The following is a 24778-nucleotide window of genomic DNA, read 5'->3' on the forward strand; positions in this document are numbered from 1 at the left end:
GCTCGCGTCGGGTTAGTTGCACAATCGGGAGGAAGTCGTGAACAAGGCCGAGCTCATCGAGGCGCTCGCCGTTCGCCTGGGGGACCGGAAGACGGCGACGGCCGCGCTCGACGCGGTTCTCACTGAGGTCCAGGCGGCGGTCACCAAGGGCGAGAAGGTGGCGATCACGGGATTCGGAGCGTTCGAAAAGCGCATCCGGGGTGCCCGAACAGCACGCAATCCGCGGACCGGTGAGGCGGTGAAGGTCAAGAAGACGTCCGTCCCGACCTTCCGCGCGGGTGCCGGCTTCAAGGAGATGGTGGCCAGCGGCAAGGTGCCGAAGGCCACGGCGGCGGCGAAGAAGACCGCCACGGCCGCCACCAAGGCGACCGGCGCGAAGGCGACCGGGGCCAAGGCGACCGGCGCGAAGGCCGCCGGCGCGAAGGCGACCGGCGCGAAGGCGACCGGCGCGAAGGCGACCGGCGCGAAGGCGACCGGCGCGAAGGCCGCCGGCACCAAGGCGACGGCTGCGGCGAAGAAGACCACCGCGGCGAAGGCCACCAAGGCCACCAAGGCCACGAAGACCACCGCGGCCAAGAAGACCGCGACCGCGAAGGCGGCCCCGGCGAAGAAGAGCGCCGCGACCGCGAAGGCCACCGGGGCGAAGAAGACCGCCACGGCGGCGAGCAAGAGCGCGGCGGCCAAGAAGACCACCGCGAAGAAGGCGCCGGCCAAGAAGGCGGCGACCAAGCGCTGACCCCCAAGGCGTACGACGCGGGCGTCCACCGGTTGCGGTGGGCGCCCGCCTCGCGTTCTCCGGGCGGTACGCCCCAGGGCGAGTGTTAAGCGGGGGCCCTTCCTCTACCGCAGGCGTTAAGCGGGGGCCCTTTCTCTACCGCAGGCGTTAAGCGGGGGCCCTTCCTTACAGCCGGTCGAGGGCGAGGAGCCGGTCGTCGGCGAAGGCCAGCAGCCAGCCGCCGCCCTTGGGAGTGGTGAAGTCGTCGGTGCGGCCGGTGAGACGCTCCAGGGCGCCCGGGATCACCTTCCCCTGGCTGCACACCGCCACCGGCTCCCCGCCGCCCGCCAGCGCCGTCAACCGGGCCGCGGCGGCCAGCGTGCACTCCTCGGGCTGCTGACCGGGCTGCGGCTCGTCGAGGTCGCCGCACACCTCGATCGGCAGGTCCAGCAGGGCCGCCGACGGGTCGAGCGTCTGTACGCAGCGGCGGGCCGACGCGGACAGCAACCGGGACGGCCGGACCAGCGCCACCAGTGTGGCCAGCTCGTGGGCCCGCGCCCAGCCCTGGGCGTCGAGGGGCCGGCCGGTGTCCGGCCCGGACCACGTCGTCCGCTTGCCGGCGTGCGCGTGCCGCACCAGCGCCATCGTCCCGGTGACCCGGGGCAGCGCGGCGAATGCGGCCAGCACCTCGGCGTCGTGCGGGTAGCTGACCCGGCGGATCGCCTCGTCGGTGTCCAGCCAGCACATGTCGTCGACCTCGGTGCCGGGCTGAAAGCCGCCGGTGGCCACCGCCCGCATCGACCAGTAGTCGACCCGCTTCGGCCGTCCCTCGCTGCGGTAGTGCACGGTGGGCAGCCGCACCTGCGGCACCGCCCGGTTGTCGGACTCCTCGGCCACCTCGCGGACGGCGGCCGACAACGGATGCTCGCCCGGCTCCAGCTTGCCCTTGGGCAGCGTCCAGTCCCCGTAGCGGGGACGGTGCACCAGGCACACCTCGACACCGCCGGGCACCGGCCGCCAGACCACCCCGCCGGCCGCCCGGATCTCGGTCACCGCAGCCACCGGGTCCGCCGCCGCCGGCTGGCCCGGCGCCAGGCCGCGGGGAACTCCGCGCGTACGCGGCGGACCACGGCCCGTTCGCGCTCGGCCAGCCGTCCGGCGGTGACCGCCAAGGCGTGGTCGCCCGGCCGGCTGTCGGCCACCGAGAGCCAGGTGTCCGCCGCCACCGCCGCGTCCTGGTGCTCGCCGAGCAGGTCCTGCACGCGGCCCAGCCGGCGGTTGAGTTCCCGGGCGTCCTCGCCGAGCGCGGGCGTCATCGACTTCACCCCCGCCCGGACCCGCTTTCCCTCCTTGCGGACGTCGTGCCACTGCTCGTCGGGGCCGTCCTGCTCCAGCGCGGCCACGCTGCCCGGCCGGGACCCGTCACCGGCCAGCCGTCGCCACCGCCGGGCCACCAGCCGGGGCAGCGTCCGCCGCGCCGGCCGCTCGGCCCGTCGGGTGAACAGGGGCGAGCGCGCGGCCAGGACCAGCGCCTCCACCAGGGCCACGTACCGCTCGGACCGCAGCGCCGCGTCGACGGCGGCGAGCGCCTCCTCCTGCCGCCGCGCGAGGACCTCGTCCAGCCGGCCCACCGCCTCGCCGTCGAGCGGGCTGGTCGGGTCGGCGGTGGCCGTACGCCGCAGCCGCTCCCGCAGCACCTCGGCGTCCCGGGCGTCACCGAGCGCACCGGCGAGCCAGGTCAGCTCGTCGCGCAGCGGGCGGGCCCAGTCGGGGCGGAGCAGGCGCGCGAACGTCCTCAGGTCCGCCCGCAGCCGCCGGCAGGCCACCCGCATCTGGTGCACGGCGGTCCTGCCGTCGTCGCCCGGGACGCGCTGCCGCACCAGCGGGTCGTGCGCCAGCAGCCGGCGCACCTCCCGGCGTACCGCCTCGGTCACCACGTCGCCCGCGGTGGGCGCGGCGGGCAGGCCGGTCGGGGCCACCAGGTCCGGCTCGCCCTCGGCGGCCGGCCCCAGCGCCCGTACGTGCTTCGGGGTGAACCCGCCCCCGCGGGCGCCCGCCGTGCGCAGCAGCGTGCCGATCCGGTCCAGCAGGGTCCGGTCCCCGGCCTTGCGCTCGACCTCCAGCTCGCGGAACGCGCCGGTGGCCGTCCCGTCGACGTCCTCGACGGTGACGTGGTCGTCCACCACCTCGGCGAGCACCGTGCCGTCGGCGTCGTGCACGTCGTACGCCTCCCGCACGGTGCGGACCACCGCGGCCGGTGCCAGCGGTGCGCCCCGGTGGAAGACGGTGACCAGCTCGACCAGCTCGGCCGGGGGTTCGTCGGCGGTGCCGGCTCGGGAGATCTCGTGCCGGACACCGGGGCTGTCGGTCGGCAGCTTCACCGTCCAGGGCAGGTCGTCGCCCTGGCGGTGGCGCAGCGACACCCCGGCCCGCGCCAGCCGGAGGTCGACGGTGTCGAAATACGTGGCGACCAGGGTGGCCGCCGGGTGGGCGCGTACGCCGCCACCGGCCGGGGCGGAGCCGGCCAGGTCCGGCAGGACCCACCCGTCGTCCACCGCGTACTTCCGCTCCTCCTCGACCATCTCGTCAGCCTAGGCGGGGTCAGCCGGCCGTGCCGCCGACGCGACGCAGCAGCAGTTCCTGGAGGTCCACCAGGGGCGCGTCCGCGCTGCCGGCACGCCGGGTCCAGGTGCCGTCGCCGGCCAGCTCGAACGCGTCCACGTCCGGACCCATCGCCGTGGCCATCACGTGGTCCAGCTCGGCCCGCGCGACCGGGTCGCTCACCTGGACCAGTGCCTCCACCCGGCGGTCCAGGTTGCGGTGCATCAGGTCGGCCGACCCCATCCAGAACTCGGCGTCGCCGTTGTTGCCGAACCGGAAGATGCGGGAGTGCTCCAGGAACCGGCCGAGGATCGACCGGACGCGGATGTTCTCCGACAGTCCCGGTACTCCGGGGCGCAGCGTGCACATGCCCCGGATCAGCAGGTCGACGTGGACCCCGGCGCGGGAGGCCCGGTAGAGCGCGTCGGTCAGCTCCTCGTCGACCAGGGAGTTCACCTTGAACTGGACGAGGCCGGGCATGCCGAGCCGGACGTGCGCGATCTCCCGGTCGATCCGCTCCACCAGGCCGCGGCGGATGCCCTGGGGCGCGACGAGCAGCCGCCGGAACGCGGTCTGCCGGCTGTAGCCGGTGAGCACGTTGAACAGGTCGGTCAGGTCGGCGCCGATCTCCGGGTCGGCGGTGAGCATCCCGAAGTCCTCGTAGAGCCGGGCCGTCTTCGGGTGGTAGTTGCCGGTGCCGATGTGGCAGTACCGGCGGATCTGGTTGCCCTCCTGGCGTACGACGAGCGCGGTCTTGCAGTGCGTCTTGAGGCCGACCAGGCCGTAGACGACGTGGCAGCCGGCTCGTTCCAGGGTGCGTGCCCAGCCGATGTTGGCGATCTCGTCGAACCGGGCCTTCAGCTCCACCAGCACCACCACCTGCTTGCCGGCGGCGGCGGCGTCGACCAGCGCGTCGACGATGGGGGAGTCCCCGCTGGTGCGGTAGAGGGTCTGCTTGATGGCGAGCACGTTCGGGTCGGCGGCGGCCTGCTCCACGAAGCGCTGCACGCTGGTCGCGAACGAGTGGTACGGGTGGTGCACCAGCACGTCACCGTCGCGCAGGGTGGCGAAGACGCTGCGGGGCACCTCGCCCTCGGCGAGCCGGGGGTGGGTGGCCGGCACGAACGGCGGGTCCTTGAGGTCCGGCCGGTCGGCCTCGCCGTAGACCTGCCACATCGCCGACAGGTCGAGCAGGCCGCGCACCCGCAGGACGTCGTGGGCGTCCATGTCCAGCTCCCGGACGAGCAGCTCCAGCATGTGGTCGGAGATGGAGGCGGCGACCTCCAGCCGTACCGGCGGGCCGAAGCGGCGCCGGGCCAGTTCCCGTTCCAGCGCCTGGAGCAGGTCCTCGTCGCGGTCCTCGTCGACCTCCACCTCGGCGTTGCGGGTGACCCGGAACAGGTGGCACTCCACCACCTGCATGCCGGAGAAGAGCTGCCCGAGGTGGACGGAGATGAGGTCCTCCACGGGCAGCATCCGGACGCCCGGCCGGTCCCGGTCGACGCGGACGAACCGGGGCACGTTGTTGGGCACCTTCACCCGGGCGAACAACTCCGAGCCGCCGTCGTGGTCGCGGACCGCGACGGCCAGGTTCAGCGAGCGCCCCGAGATGTACGGGAAGGGGTGCGCCGGGTCCACCGCGAGCGGGGTGAGCACCGGGAAGATCTGCTCCCGGAAGTAGGTGCGCAGCCGTTCCCGTTCGGCGTCGCCCAGCTCGGCCCACCGCAGGATGCGGATGTCCTCGGCGGCCAGCTTCGGCAGCACGTCGTCGACGAAGCACGCGGCGTGCCGGGCGGTCAGCGTGGCGGCCTTCTCCGCGATCCGCTCCAGCTGGGTGCGCAGCGGCAGGCGGTCACCGCCGCGGACCGGCAGGCCGGCGGAGAGCCGCCGCTTCAGGCCGGCCACCCGCACCATGTAGAACTCGTCCAGGTTGCTGGCGAAGATGGCCAGGAACTTCGCCCGCTCCAGCAGCGGGGTGCGCTGGTCCTCGGCCAGGGCCAGCACCCGGGCGTTGAAGTCGAGCCAGGACAGCTCCCGGTTGAGGAACCGGTCCTCGGGCAGGGGCTCGGCGGCCGGCCTGTCCTCGTCGGCGAGGGAGGGCGGGACGGCCGGCGCCGGCACGGGGGAGCCGGCCGGATCCAGTACCTCCTCCAGCCCGGCGGAGTCGGCCGCGGCGTCGATGTCCGAGGGCAGGTCGGCGTCCTGGCGGACACGCTCGACGCCCGGGACGGGACGGAACCGGCCGTCGGCGCCCCGGATGCGGGTGCCGTTGCGGGGGCCGGGTGCTTCGGCGGCGTGGGGCGGGTCGGGGTGCTCGCGAGGGGTGCTCACCCGCTCATCTTCACCCGAACCGGGTTAACGCAAAATGAACTTGGGCGGGGCGGATCAGGCCATCGTCGGCAATGTCACGCGGACGACCGTGCCGTCCGGCTCGCGGTCGATGCGGACCCGCTGGCCGAGACGGAGCAGCCGGAGCCCGGAGGCGTCGAACGCCCGCGCGTCGAAGGTCAGCTCGGTGCCGTCGTCGAGCAGCAGCACACCACCGCGGGTCGACGCGTCGAAGCTGGCCACCGTCCCCTGCATGCCCCGGACGCTACACCGCCGGCGCGGACGCCGGAGCGCCGGCGGACGTCAGGGCCGCCGTCCGGGGCCCCAGACCGAGGCGGGCCGCCGCGGTCAGGTCGTCGGCGGTGTCCACGTCCCGGCGCAGGCTCGGCCAGTCACCGGTCAGGGCCACCGCTCCGCTGGCGGCGTGGGCGGCTGCCGACTCGGCACCGAAGCGCGGGTCGAGGGGCACGCCGGGCGGCGCGGTGAGCAGCACGGTGCCGGTGCCGGGCGCGTCGGCGACGTAGCGGCGTACGCCCTCGGGGCCGGACCCCGCCGCGCGCAGCGCCTCCGCCAGCTCGGCCGGACGCAGCGCGGGCAGGTCGGCGGTGAGCCCGGCCACCCACCCGCCGGCGACGGCGGACGCGCCGTGCCGGAACGCGGCGTTGAGGCCGGTGTCCGGCGTGTCCGCCACCACGCGGGCACCGGCGGGGCCGACCGCCGCCGCGACGCGGGGGTCGTCGGTGACGACCACCACCCCGGCCACCGCCGGGCACGCCCGCACCGCGCGGACCGTGTCGGCCGCCAGCGCCAGGGCCAACTCCTCGTGCGGTACGGCCGGCAGCGCGCCCCGCAGCCGGCTCTTCGCGGCGGCGAGGCGCTTCACCGGCACCACCACGGTCCAGCTCGGCTCGGAGACTGTCGGGCTCACGGCGCAATCCTGCCAGCCGGACGGCGGTACCCTCACTGGCCGGACCCGGGGCGAGCAGGCATGATTTCCGCTGCGGGTGTCAGGGTGCGGGTCGGGGCAGCAGGAGGAGGCACGGTGGGGCGGCGCAGGCTGGGATTCTGGCCACGGTTCGCCGTGGTGCTGGTCAAGCCGGTCATGACGATCTGGACGCGGCGGACCTGGCGCGGCATGGAGCACCTGCGCCGCGACGGCGGTGTGATCATCGTGCCGAACCACATCTCCCACGCCGATCCGCTGGTCGTGGCGCACTTCGTGTACGACTCCGGACGGTGGCCGCAGTTCCTCGGCAAGGCCAGCGTGTTCCGCGTGCCGGTGATTGGGTGGATCCTGCACCGGTGCCGTCAGATCCCCGTCGAGCGGGGCTCGGTCGACGCGGTCAAGTCGCTGGACGCGCTGGTCGCCGCGCTCGACGAGGGCGGCGCCGTGGTCATCTACCCGGAGGGCACCACCACCCGCGAGCCGGAGCTGTGGCCGATGAAGGGCAAGACCGGCGCGGCGCGGCTCGCGCTGGCCACCGGCGCACCGGTCGTCCCGGTGGCGATGTGGGGCCCCGAGCGGATCTTCGACCCCCGCACCACGCGCTTGAACGTCCGCCCCCGGATTCCGGTGACCGTGGTCGCCGGCCCACCGGTCGACCTGAGCCGCTGGGCGGGTGCCACACCGACCAGGGCCGTCCTCGAGGAGATGACCGACACCATCATGCTGCGCCTGCGTGACATGCTCGCCGAGATCCGGGGCGGGACACCACCACCGCTCCGGGAGCGCCCACCCCGTCCGGCCGTCGGCCGCGAGCAGCGTCCGGAGGCGGCGGCGTGAGCGCGAGGAGTGAGCCGGATCTGCGAGCCCCGCAGTCGCGATCGGAGGTGGCTCCGTGAGTGGGCACGTGGCGGTCCTGGGTGCCGGCTCCTGGGGGACGGCGTTCGCCAAGATCCTCGCCGACGCCGGGCGGGACGTCACCATCTGGGCGCGCCGGGCGCCGGTCGCCGACCAGATCCGCGCCGAGCGGCGCAACCCCGAGTACCTGCCGGGCCTGGTGCTGCCGGGGCGGGTGACCGCGACCGGGGACGCCGCCGAGGCGATCACGGGGGCGGAGGTGGTGGTGCTGGCCGTGCCGTCGCAGACGCTGCGCGGCAACCTCGCCGACTGGACCCGGCACCTGCACCCCGACGCCACGCTGGTGTCGCTGATGAAGGGCATCGAGCTGGGCACCACCAAGCGGATGAGCGAGGTGATCGTGGAGACCGCCGGGGTGGCGGCGGACCGGGTGGTGGTCGTCTCCGGGCCGAACCTCGCGCCGGAGATCGCCGTCGAGCAGCCGGCCGCCACGGTGGTCGCCGGCACCGACTCCGACCGGGCCACCCTGGTGCAGCGGTCCATCACCACGCCGTACTTCCGGCCGTACACCAACGACGACGTGATCGGCTGCGAGCTGGGCGGTGCGGTCAAGAACGTCATCGCCCTCGCGTACGGCATCGCCACCGCCATGGGCTTCGGCGACAACACCCGCGCCATGCTGGTCACCCGGGGGCTGGCCGAGACCGCCCGGCTGGGCGTGTCGCTCGGCGCCGACCCGCTCACCTTCGCCGGCCTGGCCGGCATGGGCGATCTGGTCGCGTCCTGCTCGTCGCCGCTGGCCCGGAACCGGACCTTCGGGGAGCACCTGGGCCGGGGCGCGACGCTGGAGGAGGCCCGGATCGCGACCCGGCAGACCGCGGAGGGCGTCAAGAGCGCCCTGGCGATCCGTGACCTGGCCCGGGCGCACGGCGTGGAGATGCCGATCACCGAGCAGGTCGAGCTGGTCTGCCACGAGGGCGTCGACCCGCGGCTCGCGGTGGACGCCCTGATGAGCCGTACGACGAAGCCGGAATGAGCGCCGTGACCGGGCCGCACGACGGCACCCGCTGCGTCCACGCCGGGCTGCCGGAGCCGGTGCCCGGGCAGCCGTTCCTGCCCGGCCCGGTGTTCGCCGCGCCCTACCACCTCGACCCGTGGGCCGGGCCGGCCGCGTCGCCGAACGGCTACGGTCGCCCGGACAACCCGACGAGGCGGCTGCTGGAGGCGGCCGTCGGCGAGCTGGAGACGGGCGACTGCCGGGTCTTCGCCAGCGGACAGGCCGCAATCACCGGCCTGCTGCTGGCGCTGCTGAAGCCCGGCGACACCGTCCTGCTCCCGTCCGACGGCTACTTCCCGGTGCGCGCCTTCGCCACCGAGACCCTGGATCCGATGGGCGTACGGGTCCTCTTCGCGCCCACCGGCGGCCCGTACCCGGACCTCGACGGGGTCCGGCTGGTGCTGCTGGAGACCCCCGCCAACCCCGGCCTGGACGTGGTGGACGTGCCCGCGCTGGCCGCCCGCGCGCACGCCGCCGGTGCCCTGGTCGCGGTGGACAACACCACCGCTACGCCGCTCGGGCAGCGCCCGCTGGACCTGGGTGCCGACCTGGTGGTCGCCTCCGGCACCAAGGCGCTCACCGGTCACTCGGACCTGCTGCTCGGTTACGTCGCCACCCGTACGCCCGAACTGCTGGACGCGGTGACCAACTGGCGGACGGTCACCGGGGCGGTCCCGGGCGCCTTCGACGCCTGGCTGGCCCACCGGTCGCTGGCCACGCTGGACCTGCGCCTGGCCCGGCAGACCGCCAACGCCGAGGCCGTCGCCAGGCTGCTGGCCGGGCGTCCCGACGTGACCGGGGTGCGCTGGCCGGGGCTGCCGGACGACCCGGCGTACCCGGTCGCGTCGGTCCAGATGCGACGGATGCCCGGAGTGCTCTCCTTCGACCTCGGCGACGCCGGGCGGGTGGCCCGTTTCCTCGACGCGGCACGGCTGGTGGCCGCCGCCACCTCGTTCGGTGGCCTGCACACCTCCGCGGACCGGCGGGCCCAGTGGGGAGACGACACCGCCCCGGGCTTCGTCCGGCTCTCCTGCGGCGTGGAGGACACCGTCGACCTGGTCGCCGACGTGACGGCGGCCCTGGAGGCGGCCGGCTGATGCCCGACGAGCGGGCCGCCCTGGTCAGGCGGCTGCGGGCCGCCGGCTGCGTCTACGCCGAGGAGGAGGCGGATCTGCTCGCCGCCGAGGCGGGCACGGCCGGTGAGCTGGCCGACCTGGTGGACCGACGGGTCGCCGGGCAGCCGCTGGAGCACCTGCTGGGGTGGGCCGAGTTCTGCGGCCGGCGGATCGCGGTGGGGCCGGGGGTGTTCGTGCCCCGCGCGCGTACCGCCCTGCTCGTGGACGCCGCCGCGGCGGTGACCGGCCCGGCGCCGGCCGTGGTGGAACTCTGCTGCGGCTCCGGCGCGATCGGCGTGCTGCTCGCGGACCGGCTCGCACCGCGCTGGCTGGCCGCGACGGACGTGGACGCGGAGGCCGTGGCGTACGCCCGGCGCAACCTGGCCGGGCTCGGCGCCGAGGTGTTCCACGGCGACCTGTTCGCGCCGTTGCCGCGCGCGTGGCACGGTCGGCTGGACCTGGTGGTGGCCAACGCCCCCTACGTGCCGACGGACGCCGTGGCGCTCATGCCGCCCGAGGCGCGGCTGTACGAGGCGCCGGTCGCCCTCGACGGCGGCCCGGACGGCCTGGCGGTGCTGCGCCGGGTGGCCGAGGGCGCGGCCGGGTGGCTCGCGCCGGGTGGGCACCTGGTGGTGGAGGTCAGCGAGGGGCAGTCGGGGGCGCTGTGCGCCGCGATGACGGCGGTCGGCCTGGTGCCGGTGGTCGTACGCGACGACGAGCGGGACGCCGTCGCCGTCACCGGTCGGGCCAGCGGGTCCGGCCGCTCGGGCGTGGCCGACGGGCAAAGAGGGAACTAGCCTCGCGTCAGGTTCGTGACGGCGGAGGGCGGGGTCGGGTGGGCAACGCAGGTGTGCCGGTGGTCGTCGGGCTGGACAACGGCGGCACCAGCAACAACGCCACGGTCCTCACCGTGGACGGTCGGTTCCTCGTCGACGGCCTGGTGGAGATCCCCAGCGAGGTGCGCGTCGGGCCGGAAGCGGCCATCGAGGCGCTGGCCCGCGCGCTCGACGGTGTGCTGGCGCTGACCGGGGTGCCCCGCGAGCTGGTCCGGGCGGTCGGGCTGGACACCCCCGGTCCGGCCAGTGCCGACGGGGTGATCTCGTCGCGCGGCTCGACCAACTTCTCTCAGCCGGAGTGGCGGGGCTACGACGTACGGGGCGCGCTGGAACGACGTCTCGGCCTGCCGGTGGTCTACCTCAACGACGGCAACGCCGCCGCGCTCTACGCCCACCACACGTACTTCGGCGCGGACGCCATGCGCCGCTCGTCGGTGTCCGCGATCGTCGGCACCGGGCTCGGCGGTGGCGTGGTGGAGGCCGGACGGGTGATCGCCGGGGCGGCCGGGATGGCCGGCGAGCTGGGCCACGTGCACCTGCCGCTGCTGGGGGTGCTCACTCCCGACCAGCCGGAGCCGACCTGCGCGTGCGGGTTCGTCGGTGACGCCGAGAGCGTCGCGTCGCTGACCGCCATCGAGCGGAACCTGCTGCCGTACTGGCTGGCCCGTTTCCCCGGGCACCCGCTGGCGGCCGAGCCACTGGCCCGGGCGGCGAAGCTGGTCCGCGCGTACGGCGAGCGGGGCGACGCGCTGGCCCGGGAGATCTTCCGGCAGCAGGCGGCGGCGATCGGCCGGCTGTTCACGATCGCGGCCAACTTCACCGACCCGCACGCGTACTTCGTCGGGGGCGGCGTGGTGGAGGCGGCGCCGGAGTTCCGCGACTGGTTCCTGGCGACGGTCCGCGAGCACACCGTGCTGCGGGAGGAGCAGGCGGCGGTGGCCACCTTCGCGCTGGTACCGGAGCGCGACATGGCCGGTGCCCGGGGGGTGGCGATCGCGGCACTGGAGGCGCTGCGCGCCGGGCCCGCGCCGCGACCGCTCGTCGGCGGCTGACCCGCGCCACGCGCCCCGGTCCCGGGCGGGAGCGGGGCGCGTGACGTCCGGGTCAGGCCCGGGGAGGTGCGGTGGCGAACGCCGCCCAGGCGTCCGGTGGGAAGAGCAGGACGGGGCCGGCCGGGTCCTTGGAGTCGCGGACCCCGACGGTCCGCGGCAGCCGGGCCACCTCCACGCACGCTCCCTCGTCCCCGCTGTGACTGCTCTTGCGCCAGTCGGCCCGCGCCGGTTCCGCGCCCGTCGTCGTGGTCATCTGTCTACCGTCCCTTCAGCAGTTGGAGGAGCTGGTCCCGGCTGTCCGCCGGGCTCAGCGCCACGGTCCGCAGGTGCTCCATGATCTTGGTGCAGGTACGCAGGTCGCCCGGCCGGTCGAGGACCATCTGGCCGGCCACGGTCTCCACGGAGGCGATGATCGGGTCCTCCGGGTCGGCGAACTCCAGGATGTGCAGCGAGCCCCGGGTGCCCCGGTGGTAGCCGGCGGACAGGGGGATGACCTGCACGGTGATGTTCGGCAGCTCGCCCACCTTGAGCAGGTGGCGCAACTGGCCCTGCATCACCGAGCGGTCACCCACCGGCCGGAGCAGCGCGGCCTCGTCGAGGATCGCGTCGAGGATGGGCGGGTCGTCCCCGGTGAGCCGCTGCTGCCGGTCCAGCCGTAGCTGGACCCGCTGCTCGACCTGGTCGTCGCCGAGGGTGTGCGGGCCGCCCCGCATCACGCCCCGGACGTAGTCGGCGGTCTGGAGGAGCCCGGGCACCACGGACGGCTCGAAGTTGGCGATCCCGGTCGCCTCGGCCTCCAGCGCGATGAAGTCGATGGTGCGGCGGTCGAGCAGGTACGAGTAGGACACCCACCAGCCGGGCTTGCGTGCGTCCTTGGCGAGTTGCACCGCTGCCGCGACCTCGTCGCCGCCGACCCCGTAGAGGGTGAGCAGGGCGCGCACGGTCGCCGGGTTGACCAGGGTCTGCGCGTTCTCGTAGCGGGACAGGGTGCTGCGGGTGCTGTTGATCTCGTCCGCGGCGGCCTCCAGGGTGAGGCCGGCGGCCTCCCGGTGGGCGCGCAGGGCGATGCCGAGCCGGCGGGCCCGGGCGGTCTTCGGAGCCATGCATCGATGGTTGCATGTTTCCGGGAACGTGTACATGAGAGAACGTCGATGAGAGTTGCATTCACGGGTGTGATGATGCCAATCTGTCATGGCGTCCTCACCGCCGGTTGTCGTGGCGACGGTGGTGGTGGGAGACCGGAGGGGATGGGGCGCGCGGTGATCGGGTTTCTCCCCCGTACCCGATCACCGCGTGCCTCGCCCGTTGGGCGCCAGCCGGAAGGGACTCGACGTGCGTACTGGTCAGCAGCACCGCACCGACCGGGCCGGCGGCGGCTCGACGCTCACGCGGTTCCTGGTGGTGCTCACGGACGTCCGCACGAGCGACGGCGGCGGGCGTGACGAGCGCACCACACCGGAACGCCGGCGTCAGGTCGTCGGCGCGAGCAGTCGCGAGGCCGCCGACCGGATCGCCGGCGCGTTCATGGCCCTCGGCATGGTGCGGGCGGGGCGGCAGCGGGTGAAGGTGATCGCCATCGGCCGGCGACGCACCGGATGAGACCGGCCCCCGGCGACGGCGTGGCCCGATGACCTCGCCGGGGGCCTCCCGGTCCGCCTCAGAGCAGCTTGCGTCGCTTCAGGTACGCCACCAGGTCGTCGTAGACGCCACCCTCGTTGGCGAACATGGCCACGTTGCGGGCGGTCGCCATCCACGGACGGGTGGACGGCCGCACCTCCTTCAGCGCCCGCTCCAGGTCCCGCTGCTCGATCATCCGCACCTCGCCGGTGCGGACCGAGTCGGCCATCGCGAACTCGGCCGCCGTCTCGCACAGGTGGGCCAGGTCCGCGCCGGAGTAGTCCTCGGTCGCGGCGACGACCTTCCGCAGGTCGATGTTGGCGATCGGCCGCTCCCGCAGGTGGTACTCGAGGATCGAGCCACGGGCCTCGGCGTCCGGCGGCAGCACCAGCACCACCCGGTCGAGGCGCCCGGGGCGGCGCAGCGCCGGGTCCACGTCCCACGGGGTGTTGGTCGCCGCCAGCACGAAGACGCCCTCGTTGCTGCCCTCCATGCCGTCCAGCTCGGCCAGCAGCTGGTTGCCGAGCGTCCGCATCGAGCTGGAGCCGACCTGCGAGCGCTTGTGACCGAGCGCGTCGACCTCGTCGAGGAAGAGCACGCAGGGTGCGTTGCGGCGGGCCGCCTCGAACAGCTCGTGCAGGTTGCGCTCCGAGTTGCCCATCCACATGTCCAGCACGTCCACGATGGACAGCGAGATGAACTTCGCGCCCATCTCGCCGGCCACCGCCCGGGCCAGGAACGTCTTGCCGCAGCCCGGCGGGCCGTAGAGCATCAGGCCGCCGCGCAGGCTCTTGCCGTACATCCGGCGCAGCTCCGGGTTGCGCAGCGGGCCGAGGAAGGCCAGCTCCAGCCGCTCCTTGACCGCCGCCATGCCGCCCACGTCGGCCAGTCTTATCCCGGAGACCTCCACGTCGTACACCCGGTCGCCCTCGCCGGTCACCGGCTCCGGCTCGTCGCCCGCGCGGGCGAAGCGCGGCGGCACGACATCGGCCAGTTCCTGCTCGTAGGCGGCGAGCGGATCCGGCCCGGCGGTCGCGGTCGGACCGGCGGGCCCCGGTCGCTGCGCGGGCGGCCGCGGGTCCGCCGGGGGCGGCGTCGCAGCCGGCGGTACGGTCCCACCGCCCAGCGCCCGCTGCATGAGCGCCTGCGCCGCGTCGCTGCCCGGGTCCCGGGCGAGTGCCTGCCCGATCTGGGCGATCGCCTCGGAGGGCCGGCCCGCGTCCAGCAGCAGCGTGGCGAGGTGGAGACGGAGCGGCAAATCGTCCGGGCGGCTGTCGAGGGCCGCCGTCAGCGAGGCGATGAGAGGATCGGGGCTCATAGGACGAGCAGCGTAATAGCCCTCCCCGCGCCCCGATGACCCGCGACGCCCGTGACGCACCGTATACCGTTCGTTGACCGGTTGCCGGGCTGCCGCTTGTGTGCCCGGGTATCGGCCGCCGACGCTGGCCACGCACAGTAAGGTCAACCGGGTGAGCGCGTACGAGCGAGAGACTCGCGTACGAGAGGTGACCCAGTGACCACCCCAGGCAGGACCCGCGTGGCGATCGTCTTCGGCGGCCGCAGCCCGGAGCACGGCATCTCGTGCGTCAGCGCCGGCAGCGTGCTCGGCGCGCTGGACCCCGACGAGTTCGAGGTGGTGCCGGTGGGCATCACCCGGGCCGGCCAGTGGGTGCTGACCAGCGGCGAACCGGGCCAGCTGGCGATCCAGGACCGCCGCCTCCCGGAGATCACCGCCACGTCCGGCACCGACATCGTGCTGCGCGCCGACCCCACCGGCAACGGCCTGATGGTGCTCGACCCGACCGAGGGGCCCCGCGCGCTCGCCGACGTCGACGTGGTCTTCCCCGTGCTGCACGGCGCGTACGGCGAGGACGGCACCATCCAGGGCATGCTGGAGATGGCCGGCATCCCGTACGTCGGGGCGAACGTGTTCGCGTCGGCCGCCGCGATGGACAAGGAGTTCACCAAGAAGCTCTGCGCCGCCGAGGGGATCCCGGTCGGCCCGTACGCGGTGCTGCGCAACGGGATGACGCTGAGCGAGGAGGACAAGCAGCGCCTCGGCCTGCCCGTCTTCGTCAAGCCCTCCCGGGCCGGCTCGTCGTTCGGCATCACCAAGGTCAGCGACTGGGCCGACCTCGACGAGGCGGTCGCCACCGCGCGGCAGATCGACCCGAAGGTGCTCGTCGAGGGCGCGGTCGTGGGCCGCGAGATCGAGTGCGGCGTGCTGGAGGGCGAGGCCGGCGGGGCGCCCGAGGCGTCGGTGCTCGCCGAGGTGCGGGTGGTCGGCGACTACGACTTCTACGACTTCGAGGCGAAGTACATCGACTCGGAGTCCGCCTGCGAGTACGACATCCCGGCCGGCCTGCCGGACCGGGTGACCCGCCAGGTCCAGGAGTACGCGGTGCGGGCCTTCACCGCCCTGGACTGCGCCGGCCTGGCCCGGGTCGACTTCTTCGTGACCCCGGAGCTGGACATCTACCTCAACGAGATCAACACGATGCCCGGCTTCACGCCGAGTTCGATGTTCCCCCGGATGTGGGCGGCGAGCGGCCTGGAGTACCCGAAGCTGGTCAACCGCCTCATCCGCACCGCCCTGCACCGCGGCACCGGCCTGCACTGACCGCGCCCGCGCCGTGCCATTGATCCGCGCAACTTCGGGGAAGATGTCCCCTCCGCCCACGCGGAGTGCGCATCTTCCCCGAAACTGTCGCCCACACCGCCCGGGTGCGGGTCAGCCCTTGCAGCCGGAGGGGATCGGGTCGGCGGAGGGGACCGAGGCGACGATGGTGTCCGAGATGCCGGAGACCCACTGCAACGGCTGTTCGTAGGTGCGCGGCACCCGGACGGAGACGGCCGTCTCCCGGTCGACGGTGGTGAGCACCGTCGCGTCGGGCTCCTCGGTGGCGTACCAGCAGACCTTGTTGACGGTCCACACGTCGTCGGTCGGGCCGACGGTCGGCTCGGCACCCCCGCAGGAGAGGGTCAGTGCCGGGTCGCCGTACGCGGCGTTCTGTTCCGGGCCGGCGGTGACCGGGCGCTGCGGCAGGTCCCGCACGGTGTCCGGGAGCTGGGAGAGCAGGGCCCGGCAGACGATGGCGGGGCGTTCGGCCAGCGCCGGGGCCGCCATCTCCACCGGGGCGGTGGACTGCGCCCGGGGCGCCGACGCGCTGGGGCTGGGGTCGGCGGCCGGCTCGTCCGGCGCGAGTGCGGTCAGCGCGAGGAACGCCACCAGCAGCGTGATCGGCAAGGCGACCGCCGTCGCGATCAGCGCGGCGCGGCGGGTCGTGGGGTCCGGGGCCGGTCGTTCCGGCGCTGCCGGGCCGGCAGCGGCCCGATCGTTCTCGGTCACGGGGGAGTCAGTGATCTTGTCCACTTACAGGCGCACCACCGAACACGTGAGGGTGCGCGTGATGCCGGGCACCATCTGCACCTTGCTGACGATGAGTTTGCCGAGCTCGTCGACCGTGTTCGCCTCGGTGAGCACGACCACGTCGTACGGCCCGGTGACGGCGTCGACGCGGACCACGCCGGGAATGTCCGCGATCTCGCCGGCCACGTCACGTGCCCGGCCGACCTCTGTCTGGATGAGGATGTACGCCTGAACCACGACAAGACCTCCGTCCGTCGCCGCCGTGGGGCGGCCCGAAGGGAGAAAGTACCTTACGGACCAGGTCTGATCCCTATCGGTGGTCGAGGAGAAGCGGTGAGCGAGCGCGGCGTGAATGTCGCCAGGGTCGGGGAGTTCGGCCTGATCGACCGGGTGACCGCCCGGTTGTCGTACGGATCGACCGTTCTGCTCGGTCCGGGCGACGACGGGGCGGTGGTGGCCGCACCGGACGCACGGGTGGTCGCCTCGACCGACGTGCTGGTGGAGGGACGGCACTTCCGGCGGGACTGGTCGTCGGCGGGTGACGTCGGCCACCGGGCGGCGGCCGCGAACCTCGCCGATGTGGCGGCGATGGGCGCCCGGCCGACGGCGCTGCTGGTCGCCCTCTGCATGCCGCCGGACCTGGACACCGGCTGGGCCGAGGAACTCGCCGACGGGCTGGCGGCCGAGGCGGCCACGGTCGGCGCGAGCGTGGTGGGCGGCGACATGTCCGCCAGCCCGACCCTGACCGTCGCGGTGACCGCGCTGGGCGACCTGGCCGGTCGGGCGCCGGTGACCCGCGCCGGGGCCCGGCCCGGTGACGTGCTCGCCGTGACCGGCCGGACCGGGTACGCGGCGGCCGGGCTGACCGTGCTCTCCCGGGGCTTCCGGACACCCCGGGTGCTGGTCGAGGCGTACCGGCGGCCCGAGGTGCCGTACGCGGCCGGGCCGCAGGCCGCCGAGGCCGGGGCGACCGCCATGATCGACGTGTCGGACGGGTTGCTGGCCGACCTGGGGCACGTGGCGAAGGCCAGCGGCGTCGGGATCGACGTGCGCCGGGACGCCTTCGAGGTGCCCCGGCAGATGCGCGACGCCGCCCAGGCCCTCGGTGTCGACCCGTACGCCTGGATCCTCGCCGGTGGCGACGACCACGCGCTGGCCGCGACCTTCCCCCCGACGGCGCTGCCGGAGGGCTGGCGGCCGATCGGCACGGTCACCGCCGGCTCGGGGGTGACGGTGGACGGCCGGCCCTGGGAAGGCCCCGCCGGCTGGGACCACTTCCGCTGACGGCGCCGGCGTCCGCGGGAACACGGCGCCAGCTCAGCGGCAAGTAGGGGTATGACGATGCCCACGACAGCCGCCAGCGGGGTGGACCCCGCCGACCTGGCGGGCCTCTTCCACCGGTACGGCCGGGAGTTGCTGCGCTACTGCACCCGGCGGGTCGGTGAGCAGATCGCCGAGGACGTGGTGGCGGAGACCTTCCTGGTGGCGTACGAGCACCGGGACCGGTACGACCGCGACCGGGGTGAGTTGCTGCCGTGGCTGTACGGCATAGCCACCAATCTGCTGCGCCGACACCGTCGCGCCGAGGTCCGGGCGCTGCGGTCGGCCGCGCGGGGCGACGCGGACACCGAGGGCCCGTCGCGGCGTACCGCCGAGCGGGTGGACGCCCAGCGGACGGTGGCCCGGTTGGCCGGTGTGCTGGCCGGCCTGCCCCGGCGACAGCGCGACGTGCTGCTGCTCTACGCCGTCGCCGAGTTGGAGTACGCCGAGATCGCCGCCGCCCTGGACATCCCGCTGGGTTCGGTCCAGTCCGCCCTGCACCGCGCCCGGACCAAGGTTCGCGCCGCCCTGTCCGCCCAAGGAGAAGCCCGATGAGAGGGTCCGAGCCCGACATCATGGCGGTCCGGGATCTGCCGCCCGGCCGACCGGAGCCCACCGACGAGTCCGTCACCCGTACCTGGCACACGATCACGCGCCGGTCGGCCGTCCGACGTTCGCGGTTCCGCCGCTGGTTGGTCCCGGCGGCCGCAGCCGGGCTGGTCGCCGTGCTGGCCGTCGGCGCGGCGGTGTTGCTCGCGCCGACCCGGCAGGAGACTCCGCCCGCCCCGTTGACGGCCCGACAGGTGATGGACCAGCTGATCGAGAAGGCGGCCGGCATCGAACCGGTCGCCGTGCCGGCGGGACAGATCCTGTACGTGCGGACGGCGCTCACCGGGGGCGAGGATCCTGGTCCACGCACCTCGGAGACCTGGTTCGACGGCCAGACGATCATGCCGCTGAGGATCCGGGTGGACGGGGCGGACACCTCGATCGACGGCCCCGACAACCCGGGCAGCGTGGCGGAGGACAACCGGAACATCGTCGCCGCCGGTGGCAACTGGTACTTCCCGACCCCCCGCTGGCTGGCGGACGTGCCGACCGACCCGGCGGCGCTGCGGGCCCGGCTCGACGAGGAGACCTTCGGGTCCTTGACGCGGCGCGAGGAGACGGGTAGGCCGATAGCCTTTCTCGCCCAGCTGCTCTCCCGGTCCGAGCCCCGGCTCTCGCCCGAGTTGCGCGTCGGCTTCTACCGCCTGATCGCCGAACTCGACGGGCTCGCGGTCACCGAGAGCACCATTGGCGGCGTCCGGATCTGGGCGGTGGGGCAGCCCGACGAGTACGGGCGCGGCAGCAACCTGCTCTTCGACGCCGAGACCGGGCACGTCGTGGGCGACCGGTTCGTCGGCTGGGGGGACCGGGGGACGCCGCCGACCTCGTCCCCCGTGTCGTACGACCCGGAGCGGGACCTCCAGCGGGTCTGGACGTTCGCGGTGGTGCCGGACACCAGCCGAACGGAGTGATCTGCGACCGAACGGGGACGGCCGGCCCCGGACCGGGGCCGGCCGCGGTCGTACCCTTGCCCGGTGAGTGAGATCGAGATCCGAGTGCAGCGGTTCGACGCGCCGGAGTCGCAGGCGCTGGTCCGCGCCGCGCTGGCCGACCTGGGTGCCCGGTACGGGGGCGGCGGCGACGAAACGCCGGTGGACGCGGCGGACTTCGAGCCCCCCGCCGGGACGTTCCTGGTGGCCCTGATCGAGGGCCGGCCGGTGGGCTGCGGCGGCTGGCGCAGCCATGGCGAAGAGGGTGACATCGCCGAGCTGAAGCGGATGTACGTCACCCCGGAGGCGCGCGGTCGGGGAGTGGCCCGGGCGGTGCTGGCGGCGGTGGAGCGCTCGGCACGGGAACGGGGCCGCAAGCGGATCGTCCTGGAGTGCGGCGACAAGCAGCCCGAGGCGATCGCCCTGTACGCGTCATCCGGCTACGAGCGCATCCCGAACTTCGGCTTCTACGCCGATGCCCCGGGCTGCATCTCGTTGGGTAGGACCCTCTGAGGAACGCCTTTCGCGATCTTGCATTTCTGCCCGGACAGAGCCTATGAAAAGCCGCGTATCGGGGGCCGAAAGTGCAAGATCGCGGGGCAGGGGTGGGGTTCGGACATGGCGAAGCCGACGGGTCCCCTTGGGAGCCGTCGGCTTCGCCGCAGTTCGTTACCGCGTCAGGCGCGGGTGACCTTGCCAGCCTTGATGCAGGAGGTGCAGACCTGCAACTTCTTGGTGTTGCCGCCACCGGCCGGGGTACGCACCGACTGGATGTTCGGGTTCCAGCGGCGGTTGGTCCGCCGGTGCGAGTGGGACACGTTGTGGCCGAAGCCCGGTCCCTTGCCACAGACGTCGCACACGCTAGCCACGGGATACTCCTGGGATTGAAACGTTCATGAGGTCGCCGCCAGGCGCTGCCCGGGCAACCTGGCCAGGTTACCCGATGACCGGCCGGAGCGACGAATCGCCCCGGCCCAGGCGGCGGAGGGTGCGCGCGGGGACACGCCGGGAGGGGGTCCGGCGACCCGGGCGGGTGTCGGTGCGCGCCAGTAGGCTACTCGCCGTGCTGGACACCCTCGACGCCGCCGCGGTCCGCCGCTGGTGCGCGGGCGGGCTGGCCGCGCTGAAACGGCACCAGGGCGAGATCGACGACCTGAACGTCTACCCGGTGCCCGACGGTGACACCGGCACCAACCTCGTGCTGACCCTCACCTCGGCCCAGCAGGCCCTCGCGATGGACCTGGACACGCTGCCGGACGGCGGGCCGACGCCGCACGGGCACGCGTTGCGGCTGATGGCCCGGGGCGCCCTGCTCGGCGCCCGGGGCAATTCGGGCGTGATCCTCTCCCAGATCCTGCGCGGTTTCGCCGACGCGGCGACCGCCGTGCCCGCCTTGCGCGGCCGGGAGCTCGCCGTCGCGCTGCACGACGCGGCCACCGCCGCGTACGCCGCGGTGACCCGACCGGTCGAGGGCACGATGCTCAGCGTCGTGGCCGCCGCCGCCGTCGGGGCCGAGCGGACCGCGAGCGACGAGCTTGCCGCGGTCGTCCGGGCGGCGGCGCGGGCCGCGTCGGCAGCCCTGGCCCGCACCCCGGAGCAGCTGCCCGCGCTGGCCCGCGCCGGCGTCGTTGACGCCGGCGGCCAGGGCCTCTGCGTGCTGCTCGACGCGCTGGTCGAGGTCGTCACGGGGGAGAGCCCGGAGCATCTGGCGCCCGCCCCGCGCCCGGTCCGACCGCCGGTCACGGCCGCCCGCGAGACCGGCTCCGAGGAGTACGCGTACGAGGTGCAGTTCCTGCTCGACGCCGAGCCGGGGGCCGTGGCCCGGTTGCGGACCCGCCTCGCCGAGCTGGGCGACTCGCTGGTCGTGGTCGGCGACGGGGGGACGGGCGACGGCACCTGGAACGTGCACGTCCACGTCAACGACGTCGGCGCCGCGATCGAGGCGGGGGTGGAGGCCGGCCGGCCGCACCGGATCTCGGTGACCCGCTTCGCCGACCAGGTCCCGCCGCCGGTGCCGGCGCTGCCGGACGGCCGTGCCGCGGTGGTGGTCGCCACGGGCGCCGGCATCGCCGAGCTGTTCGCGGCCGAGGGCGCCACGGTGGTGCCGGGCAACCCGTCGACCGGTGAGCTGCTCGACGCGATCCGGGCCACCGGCGCGGCCCGCGTGGTCGTGCTGCCCAACGACCCCAACACCCAGGCCGTGGCCGGCGCCGCCGCAAAGGAGGCGCACCGCCTGGGCGTGAAGGTCAGCGTGGTGCCGACCCGTTCCCCGGTGCAGGCGCTCGCCGCGCTCGCGGTCCGTGACCCGGCCCGCCGCTTCTCCGACGACGTGATCGCGATGGCCGAGGCGGCCGGCGCCTGCCGGTACGCCGAGGTGTGCCACGCCAGCCGGGAGGCGCTCACCGTGGCCGGTCCCTGCCGACCGGGTGACGTGCTGGCGCTGGTCGAGGGCGAGGTGCACCTGATCGGGGCGGACCTCGTCGAGACCTGCACGGCCGTGGTCGACCGGATGCTCGGCGGCGGCGGGGAGCTGGTCACCCTGCTGGCCGGCGCGGACGCGCCGGACGGGCTGACCGAGGCCGTGCGCGACCATGTCACCCGTTGCTGGCCCTTCGTCGAGGTGCACGCGTACCCCGGCGGACAGCCGCACTACCCGCTCCTGGTAGGTGTCGAATGACGTCCGAGGCGGCCACCGTCGACACCCCGTTGAAGAAGCTGGTCGGTGAGAAGACGGCGAAGGCCCTCGCCTCCCACCTCGACCTGCACACGGCCGGTGACCTGATCTACCACTTCCCCCGCCGGTACGACGAGCGCGGCGAGCACACCGACATCCGCTCGCTGGACGTCGGCGAGCAGGTGACCGTGCTGGCCCAGGTGCAGCGCACCGCCGTACGCCCGATGCGGCAGCGCCGGGGCAACCTGCTGGAGGTGACCGTCGGCGACGGCTCCGGCGGGTCGCTGACCCTGACCTTCTTCGGCAACCAGGCGTGGCGCGAGCGGGAGCTGCGGCCCGGCCGGTGGGGGCTGTTCGCCGGCAAGGTCACCGAGTTCCGGGGCAAGCGGCAGCTCAACGGCCCGGAGTACGTCCTGCTCGGCGAGGGCGGCGACGGGGAGGCGGCCGCCAGCGAGGAGATCGAGGAGTTCGCCGGTGCGCTCATCCCGGTCTACCCGGCCGCGGCGGCGGTGCCGACCTGGGTGATCGCCCGCTGCGTCCGGGTCGTCCTGGACACGTTCACCCCGCCCGAGGATCCGCTGCCGGTGACCGTGCGGGCCACCCGCAACCTGGTCGGCATCGCCGGGGCGTTGCGCGAGATCCACCGCCCCACCAGCAAGGAGGCGCTCTACCGGGCCCGGCGGCGGCTCAAGTGGGACGAGGCGTTCGCCGTGCAGCTCACCCTGGTGCAGCGCAAGCACCGGGCCGCCGCCTGGCCGGCCCGTCCCCGGCCCGCGACATCCGGCGGCCTGCTGGACGCGTTCGACGCCCGACTGCCGTACGAGCTGACCTCCGGCCAGCACGACGTCGGCGTCGAGATCGCCGCGGACCTGGGCACCGCGCACCCGATGCACCGGCTGCTCCAGGGCGAGGTGGGCTCGGGCAAGACGGTGGTGGCGCTGCGCGCGATGCTCCAGGTGGTCGACGCCGGCGGGCAGGCCGCGCTGCTCGCCCCGACCGAGGTGCTCGCGGCCCAGCACCACCGCGGCATCCTCGATCTGCTGGGGCCGCTGGGCCGGGCGGGTGAGCTGGGTGCCGCCGAGCAGGCCACCCGGGTGGAGCTGGTCACCGGCTCGCTGGGCGCGGCGGCCCGGCGCCGGGCGCTGGCCGAGGTCGCCAGCGGCGCCGCCGGCATCGTCCTCGGCACCCACGCCCTGCTGTACGAGGGCGTCGACTTCGCCGACCTCGGCCTGGTGGTCGTCGACGAGCAGCACCGGTTCGGCGTGGAGCAGCGCGACGCGTTGCGGGCCAAGGCCGACCAGCCGCCGCACGTGCTGGTCATGACCGCCACCCCGATCCCGCGCACGGTCGCCATGACCGTGTACGGGGATCTGGAGACCTCCACCCTGTCCCAGCTCCCGCAGGGACGGTCGCCGATCGCCTCGCACGTGGTCCCGGTGGCCGAGAAGCCGGCCTTCCTGGACCGGGCCTGGCGTCGGGTGCGCGAGGAGGTCGCCGCCGGCCACCAGGCGTACGTGGTGTGCCCGCGGATCGGAGAGGGGCCGGCGTCGGAGGAGGAGCCGCCGAAGGAGGACGACAACGGGCGGCGCCCGCCGATGGCGGTGACCGAGGTGGCGCCGCTGCTCGCTGATGGGCCGCTGCACGGGCTGCGCATCGGCGTCCTGCACGGCCGGCTCCCCGCCGACGAGAAGGGCGCGGTGATGCGCTCCTTCGCCGCCGGTGACGTCGAGGTGCTGGTCGCCACCACCGTGGTCGAGGTGGGCGTCAACGTACCCAACGCGACCGTCATGATCGTGCTGGACGCCGACCGGTTCGGCGTCTCTCAACTGCACCAGCTACGCGGCCGGGTGGGCCGGGGCAGCGCTCCCGGTCTGTGTCTGCTGGTGACCGAGGCGGCCGAGGGCTCCCCGGCACGGGAGCGCCTCGACGCGGTGGCGTCCACGACCGACGGGTTCAAGCTCGCCGAACTGGACCTGGAGCAGCGCCGCGAGGGTGACGTGCTGGGGGCGACGCAGTCCGGCCGCCGTTCCCACCTGCGGCTGCTCTCGCTGCTGCGCGACGCCGACCTGATCCGGGACGCCCGGGCCGAGGCGATCGAGCTGGTCGAGGAGGACCCGGAGCTGGCCCGGCACCCCGCACTGGCCGCCTCGGTCGCGGCGCTGGTCGACGAGGAACGCGCGGAGTACCTCGAAAAGGGCTGACCCTCCGGGCCTCCGCCCGCCAGGCTCGCCCCGCCGTCCTCGGCAAAATCGCCCTGACCGTGCGGCGGCCCTGTGTCGGATCGGCGTCCGTCGTCCTTGCCAAGATCGCGCTCGATCCTGGAAGTAGTGGTCTCGATCGCGAATGGAGGCCACTACTTCCATGATCGAGCACGATCTTGGGGCGAGCGGGCGAGCGGGCGAGCGGGCGAGCGGATGGGGCGCGCGAGGCGGCGCGCACGGTGGGCGCGCGGGGAGTGGGTGTGGGGGTGGGCCTGTTCCTGTGGAGTGTGGACAGGCGGGAGGGGGGGGGGGGGGGGGGGGGGGGGGGGGGGGGGGGGGGGGGGGGGGCGGCCGGGGGCGGGGGGGGGGGGGGGGGGGGGCCGCGGCGCGCCCGCGCGCCCCCCCCCCCCCCCCCCCCCCCCCCCCCCCCCCCCCCCCCCCCACCCCCCCCCGCCCCCCCGCCGCCGGTACCGCGAAGGCGACCAAGGCCGCCGGCAAGGCCGAGGGCGCCGAGGGTGCCGAGGGCGACATCGATCCGGAGCAGTTGGCCGCC

25 protein-coding genes are annotated in these 24778 nt (G+C 74.5%); 14 read left to right on the forward strand and 11 right to left on the reverse strand.

What is annotated here, in order from left to right; all coding sequences use genetic code 11:
* The first annotated feature begins 37 nt into the window (after positions 1-37).
* Complete coding sequence (locus ACIBR0_RS16530; protein ID WP_396716382.1) at positions 38-736, forward strand: HU family DNA-binding protein; 699 nt, start codon at positions 38-40, stop codon at positions 734-736.
* Positions 737-901: 165 nt separating this feature from the next.
* Here the strand turns inward: ACIBR0_RS16530 and ACIBR0_RS16535 are convergent, their stop codons facing one another.
* Genes ACIBR0_RS16535 through cofC form a run of 5 tightly spaced genes read right to left on the reverse strand, consistent with a single transcriptional unit; the run spans position 902 to position 6572 of the window.
* The gene (locus ACIBR0_RS16535) at positions 902-1777 is read right to left on the reverse strand and encodes an NUDIX domain-containing protein (protein ID WP_396716383.1); all 876 of its coding nucleotides are present in this window, start codon (positions 1775-1777) and stop codon (positions 902-904) included.
* The gene (locus ACIBR0_RS16540; protein ID WP_396716385.1) at positions 1765-3297 is read right to left on the reverse strand and encodes a CHAD domain-containing protein; all 1533 of its coding nucleotides are present in this window, start codon (positions 3295-3297) and stop codon (positions 1765-1767) included. Before ACIBR0_RS16540 ends, ACIBR0_RS16535 begins: the two co-directional genes overlap by 13 nt.
* Before the next feature lie 19 nt (positions 3298-3316).
* Positions 3317-5647 carry an RNA degradosome polyphosphate kinase gene (locus ACIBR0_RS16545; RefSeq protein ID WP_396716387.1) on the reverse strand — a complete coding sequence of 777 codons (2331 nt, stop codon included), beginning with the start codon at positions 5645-5647 and terminating at the stop codon, positions 3317-3319.
* A 54-nt stretch (positions 5648-5701) separates the two neighbouring features.
* Positions 5702-5899, reverse strand: coding sequence for a cold-shock protein (locus ACIBR0_RS16550; RefSeq protein ID WP_357040171.1), 198 nt, complete (start codon positions 5897-5899; stop codon positions 5702-5704).
* A gap of 10 nt (positions 5900-5909) precedes the next feature.
* Positions 5910-6572 carry a 2-phospho-L-lactate guanylyltransferase gene (gene cofC, locus ACIBR0_RS16555; RefSeq protein WP_396716389.1) on the reverse strand — a complete coding sequence of 221 codons (663 nt, stop codon included), beginning with the start codon at positions 6570-6572 and terminating at the stop codon, positions 5910-5912.
* Between the two features lie 114 nt (positions 6573-6686).
* On the opposite strand from cofC, the gene ACIBR0_RS16560 reads away from it, so the two are divergent.
* From ACIBR0_RS16560 to ACIBR0_RS16580, 5 genes are read left to right on the forward strand one after another with little or no spacing between them, the layout of a single operon-like run.
* The gene (locus ACIBR0_RS16560) at positions 6687-7427 is read left to right on the forward strand and encodes a lysophospholipid acyltransferase family protein (protein WP_396716391.1); all 741 of its coding nucleotides are present in this window, start codon (positions 6687-6689) and stop codon (positions 7425-7427) included.
* Between the two features lie 55 nt (positions 7428-7482).
* On the forward strand, positions 7483-8481 hold the full coding sequence (locus tag ACIBR0_RS16565) for an NAD(P)H-dependent glycerol-3-phosphate dehydrogenase (RefSeq protein WP_396716393.1): 999 nt from the start codon (positions 7483-7485) through the stop codon (positions 8479-8481).
* Complete coding sequence (locus tag ACIBR0_RS16570) at positions 8478-9599, forward strand: cystathionine gamma-lyase (protein ID WP_396716395.1); 1122 nt, start codon at positions 8478-8480, stop codon at positions 9597-9599. The genes ACIBR0_RS16565 and ACIBR0_RS16570 overlap by 4 nt, the downstream gene beginning before the upstream one ends.
* Positions 9599-10414 carry a putative protein N(5)-glutamine methyltransferase gene (locus ACIBR0_RS16575; protein WP_396716397.1) on the forward strand — a complete coding sequence of 272 codons (816 nt, stop codon included), beginning with the start codon at positions 9599-9601 and terminating at the stop codon, positions 10412-10414. The genes ACIBR0_RS16570 and ACIBR0_RS16575 overlap by 1 nt, the downstream gene beginning before the upstream one ends.
* Positions 10415-10452: 38 nt before the next feature.
* Positions 10453-11505 carry an ROK family protein gene (locus ACIBR0_RS16580; protein ID WP_396716399.1) on the forward strand — a complete coding sequence of 351 codons (1053 nt, stop codon included), beginning with the start codon at positions 10453-10455 and terminating at the stop codon, positions 11503-11505.
* A 52-nt stretch (positions 11506-11557) separates the two neighbouring features.
* Here the strand turns inward: ACIBR0_RS16580 and ACIBR0_RS16585 are convergent, their stop codons facing one another.
* Together ACIBR0_RS16585 and ACIBR0_RS16590 are read right to left on the reverse strand one after the other, a co-directional pair.
* Positions 11558-11758, reverse strand: coding sequence for a DUF397 domain-containing protein (locus ACIBR0_RS16585; protein WP_396716401.1), 201 nt, complete (start codon positions 11756-11758; stop codon positions 11558-11560).
* A gap of 4 nt (positions 11759-11762) precedes the next feature.
* Entirely contained in the window at positions 11763-12608 is an 846-nt protein-coding gene (locus ACIBR0_RS16590) for a helix-turn-helix transcriptional regulator (RefSeq protein ID WP_357035728.1), read from the reverse strand.
* 229 nt (positions 12609-12837) lie between these two features.
* On the opposite strand from ACIBR0_RS16590, the gene ACIBR0_RS16595 reads away from it, so the two are divergent.
* The gene (locus ACIBR0_RS16595; protein WP_357035731.1) at positions 12838-13104 is read left to right on the forward strand and encodes a hypothetical protein; all 267 of its coding nucleotides are present in this window, start codon (positions 12838-12840) and stop codon (positions 13102-13104) included.
* 58 nt (positions 13105-13162) lie between these two features.
* Here the strand turns inward: ACIBR0_RS16595 and ACIBR0_RS16600 are convergent, their stop codons facing one another.
* Complete coding sequence (locus ACIBR0_RS16600) at positions 13163-14440, reverse strand: ATP-binding protein (protein WP_396716404.1); 1278 nt, start codon at positions 14438-14440, stop codon at positions 13163-13165.
* A gap of 195 nt (positions 14441-14635) precedes the next feature.
* Between ACIBR0_RS16600 and ACIBR0_RS16605 the strand changes: the two genes are divergently transcribed.
* Entirely contained in the window at positions 14636-15742 is a 1107-nt protein-coding gene (locus tag ACIBR0_RS16605) for a D-alanine--D-alanine ligase family protein (RefSeq protein WP_396716406.1), read from the forward strand.
* 111 nt (positions 15743-15853) lie between these two features.
* On the opposite strand, the gene ACIBR0_RS16610 is transcribed toward ACIBR0_RS16605, so the two are convergent.
* Both ACIBR0_RS16610 and ACIBR0_RS16615 read right to left on the reverse strand, forming a co-directional pair.
* On the reverse strand, positions 15854-16471 hold the full coding sequence (locus ACIBR0_RS16610; RefSeq protein ID WP_396716408.1) for a DUF3515 family protein: 618 nt from the start codon (positions 16469-16471) through the stop codon (positions 15854-15856).
* A 24-nt stretch (positions 16472-16495) separates the two neighbouring features.
* Complete coding sequence (locus ACIBR0_RS16615; RefSeq protein WP_155333652.1) at positions 16496-16729, reverse strand: Lrp/AsnC ligand binding domain-containing protein; 234 nt, start codon at positions 16727-16729, stop codon at positions 16496-16498.
* A 96-nt stretch (positions 16730-16825) separates the two neighbouring features.
* Between ACIBR0_RS16615 and ACIBR0_RS16620 the strand changes: the two genes are divergently transcribed.
* From ACIBR0_RS16620 to ACIBR0_RS16635, 4 genes are all read left to right on the forward strand, one after another.
* Complete coding sequence (locus ACIBR0_RS16620; protein WP_396716410.1) at positions 16826-17776, forward strand: thiamine-phosphate kinase; 951 nt, start codon at positions 16826-16828, stop codon at positions 17774-17776.
* Positions 17777-17833: 57 nt separating this feature from the next.
* The gene (locus ACIBR0_RS16625; RefSeq protein WP_396716411.1) at positions 17834-18367 is read left to right on the forward strand and encodes an RNA polymerase sigma factor; all 534 of its coding nucleotides are present in this window, start codon (positions 17834-17836) and stop codon (positions 18365-18367) included.
* Positions 18364-19332 carry a hypothetical protein gene (locus ACIBR0_RS16630; RefSeq protein WP_396716413.1) on the forward strand — a complete coding sequence of 323 codons (969 nt, stop codon included), beginning with the start codon at positions 18364-18366 and terminating at the stop codon, positions 19330-19332. The genes ACIBR0_RS16625 and ACIBR0_RS16630 overlap by 4 nt, the downstream gene beginning before the upstream one ends.
* Positions 19333-19395: 63 nt before the next feature.
* Positions 19396-19863 (forward strand): GNAT family N-acetyltransferase, encoded by a 468-nt coding sequence (locus ACIBR0_RS16635; protein ID WP_396716415.1) that lies wholly within the window; start codon positions 19396-19398, stop codon positions 19861-19863.
* Positions 19864-20027: 164 nt separating this feature from the next.
* Here the strand turns inward: ACIBR0_RS16635 and rpmB are convergent, their stop codons facing one another.
* The gene (gene rpmB / locus ACIBR0_RS16640) at positions 20028-20219 is read right to left on the reverse strand and encodes a 50S ribosomal protein L28 (protein ID WP_007456456.1); all 192 of its coding nucleotides are present in this window, start codon (positions 20217-20219) and stop codon (positions 20028-20030) included.
* 194 nt (positions 20220-20413) lie between these two features.
* Between rpmB and ACIBR0_RS16645 the strand changes: the two genes are divergently transcribed.
* Both ACIBR0_RS16645 and recG read left to right on the forward strand, forming a co-directional pair.
* Complete coding sequence (locus ACIBR0_RS16645) at positions 20414-22027, forward strand: DAK2 domain-containing protein (RefSeq protein ID WP_396716417.1); 1614 nt, start codon at positions 20414-20416, stop codon at positions 22025-22027.
* The gene (gene recG, locus ACIBR0_RS16650; RefSeq protein WP_396716419.1) at positions 22024-24225 is read left to right on the forward strand and encodes an ATP-dependent DNA helicase RecG; all 2202 of its coding nucleotides are present in this window, start codon (positions 22024-22026) and stop codon (positions 24223-24225) included. Before ACIBR0_RS16645 ends, recG begins: the two co-directional genes overlap by 4 nt.
* The last annotated feature ends 553 nt before the right edge of the window (positions 24226-24778 follow it).

The organism is Micromonospora sp. NPDC049497, from assembly GCF_044465805.1.
In the GTDB taxonomy this organism is placed as follows: domain Bacteria; phylum Actinomycetota; class Actinomycetes; order Mycobacteriales; family Micromonosporaceae; genus Micromonospora.